We start from the raw sequence: 2,740 nt of genomic DNA, 5'->3' as shown, positions 1-2,740 counted from the left end.
GGACACGCCGGGTGGTCCTACAACTGGCAGAACGGCGGTCCCATGCCGTTGGCAGAAAATCGCCGCAGGTGGTCCCTTCACGATGGCAGGCGACAACAGGCCGCCCAGCGAAAGTCGGACGACGCCACCGCCAAAGCGCAGCGGGCCCTGATCGCATTGCACACCAAGGGTCGACCCATCAACTTCAACACCGTCGCGGCGGAAGCTTCGGTCTCCAAGGACTTCCTCTACGCAAACAGCGACATCCGCCGCCAGATCATCCAGCACCGCAAAACCGCTGCCCCGGAGAGCCGGCGACCCGCCACCACCCCGTCAGGCCGGTCTGACGCATCCTCGGTGGTCAAGTTGGCTGTGGCCAGCACGGCGCTGCGACGGCTACGGACCGAAAACGAGATCCTCCGATCAGAGAATGCCCGCCTGCTGGGCGATCTCACTGCCCTGCGACGAGGTTGATCATGCGGAAACACTGACTCCTGCGGCAATCTTCGGAGCTTCGGACCACCGGGTTGTGGCCTGAGTCGAAGGTCCAAGAAACTGGCCGGCCATCACCGGACGGAAAGTTCACGGCTGCCGTTGGTATTGGTGGCGTAGGTTAGCAGGCCGCAAGTACCTGCTGGTATCGAATGCTAAGCCAAAATGCCCGTTCACCAATCGCTACTGTCACGAAAAGTCTTCGGCGGACTTCGGTGCGAGCCAAAACCCAGCCAGCGCGGACACGGCGACTAGGACCAGGCAAGTTGCGAGCAGGAAAAACAATGGTGACAAAAGTATTTGGATTTCCGCCGAACTTGCAAGGGGCCAAGCCACTAAGAGCATGGCCACGATTCCGCACACAACACCTAGGGAGGCCGCAAACGCACCTGTCATGCCACCGATTCTCCGTCGCAGGATGACCGGGCCGCCCATCCGCGCAAGAACCGCCAATTCACCGGCGATCTCGACACGATTAATACTGGCCAATAGGACGATGATCGAGACCGCCAACAACAACATTACTAGAAGCGCTCCCGCGTAGATATACCTTATGGCCTGGGCTGCGGGTGCACCTTTGTCCTCAAAGAGCTGAGCGTCACTCCCGGTCATCGCCTCAACTACCCCAAGCGCTCGCGCGAACTGCTGCTCCGTAGGAAGCAAACCTGCTGCCGATGAATAGATGACGATTCTTGTTGATGAATCGACGACCTTACCTTTGAAATCCTGAGAAAACAAGACGTTCGGAATCTCGGAGCCGGTGAACGAACCTATCGTGGCGGTTGTCACTACAGGAAAGACTGCAGTACTCTCACCGCTCTCAGCATCGATCGCATTCATTCTGCCGGTGACCCCTCCCACAGACGCGAGAACGATGGCGCCCCCTGCAGCCCAGGTTGCCGTCTCGTTCTTTGTAAGCTGCCGGCCAAGGAGCATCTGGAGATCCGCCTGACAAGTTCTCCCAGCAACTTGTATCTCGCTTCTGACATGGCCCAGGGGAACGCAGTCTCCACCATTCGGATCCGGTAAACACGTCAGGTCGGCCACTGATGGCAGCACAGGGCTTCCGCCGACCCACTGCGCGTAACTGATGGTCAAACTCGGCCGGTCAAGCTCCTGTCCGATGCGTTCCACCAAAGCTGGAGTGTAGCTCTCAGAAACTGTCAACGAAACGTCGCCAGCGGGAAGAATTGCGCCCCTGTTGTCCACCATTTTCTGCGTCAACCCGCCGAACAGTACGCACACCATCCCCGCTATAAGAACAACGGAACCGACGATCGTTACCTGAGAAGTGATGCGCGTTGGCGCAATCAGCATCGAACGCCAAGCGAGGCGGGCGGTGACGCTCTTGTTGCCGATTTTAGAGGCCATCCAAGGAAGGGTAGCGCGAACCGCGGCCGTCATCGCCACGATCAACAGCAGGGCCGACCACGGTATCAGGAATGTCGCCTTGGTCGAATATAGAGCAAATAGAGTGACCAGTGCTATCGAAAGACTCAAGACTAGCCAGCTCCGTGCGGACCTGGATTGGTCGGTAACGAGGTGGAGGGGCGCCGCGCGGTAGAGGGCGAGCGGCTCGCCACGGAGCGCATGGCGTCCGGACAGCAACGATGCTAGAACTCCCGCAAGAATTGCAAGCAGCAAGCCCGCGGCCAGAAGGCCAGGGCTCAGAGAGAACCCTGGCCAGATCTGACCAAACCATCCTGCCACTGGAGACGTCGCCAACCAGCCCAATCCAATGCCAAGGACGACGCCGAGCGCGCCCGCACCAAGGCCCACTAAGGCACCGTTGAACACGAGGAGCCAAGCGGAGATGGCCGCACCCGCGCCAAGTGTGCGCAAAAGTCCGATCTCCCGGCGCACCGACGTTGCCATCATGGAGAACCCGGCGCCGGCGACAATAGCCGAAAATGCTAGTGCCAGGGTGAGCGCTGGCAGCAGCAGGTTGAAGACAGTGTCACGAACACGATCAGGTGCTGCCGAAGCCTGATATCGATCTAGCATCGACCACCCACGAGCAGTTGCCGCGTCCAGTACTCTTCTGTACACGCCGGAATCACCACTTATGTACCAGCTGAGGCCAAAACTTGAGACCGCGACCGTGGAAGCGCTCGGGCCGGCGTCGCCTACGACTAATGGATCCGCAATAAGGAGTGCTCCGCGAGTATCACTAGCCTCGATCTTTCTTGAGATGCTGGCCCTTCCCTCTGCGCGATAGATCTGGTGGTGTCGCGGGGTTGAGCCCCAACGCGGGTTCGTCAAAGCGCCC

2 protein-coding genes are annotated in these 2,740 nt (G+C 59.5%); one reads left to right on the top strand and one right to left on the bottom strand.

The window, feature by feature from the left end; translation table 11 throughout:
* The coding region (locus tag ABIB25_RS29075; RefSeq protein WP_354531996.1) for a DUF6262 family protein at nucleotides 1-453 on the top strand (453 nt) is incomplete at its 5' end.
* Nucleotides 454-660: 207 nt separating this feature from the next.
* On the opposite strand, the gene ABIB25_RS29070 is transcribed toward ABIB25_RS29075, so the two are convergent.
* Nucleotides 661-2,475: an FtsX-like permease family protein gene (locus ABIB25_RS29070; protein WP_354531995.1), complete on the bottom strand. Its 1,815-nt coding sequence runs from the start codon at nucleotides 2,473-2,475 to the stop codon at nucleotides 661-663.
* Nucleotides 2,476-2,740: the final 265 nt, after the last annotated feature.

This window comes from Nakamurella sp. UYEF19 (assembly GCF_040546275.1).
Classification (GTDB): domain Bacteria; phylum Actinomycetota; class Actinomycetes; order Mycobacteriales; family Nakamurellaceae; genus Nakamurella.
This window is presented reverse-complemented; position numbering and strand designations above follow the sequence as displayed.

Bases quoted from the DNA above. Each gene is read 5' to 3' on its own strand.
- ABIB25_RS29070 (WP_354531995.1), bottom strand. From the start codon at position 2,475: ATGCTAGATCGATATCAGGCTTCGGCAGCACCTGATCGTGTTCGTGAC.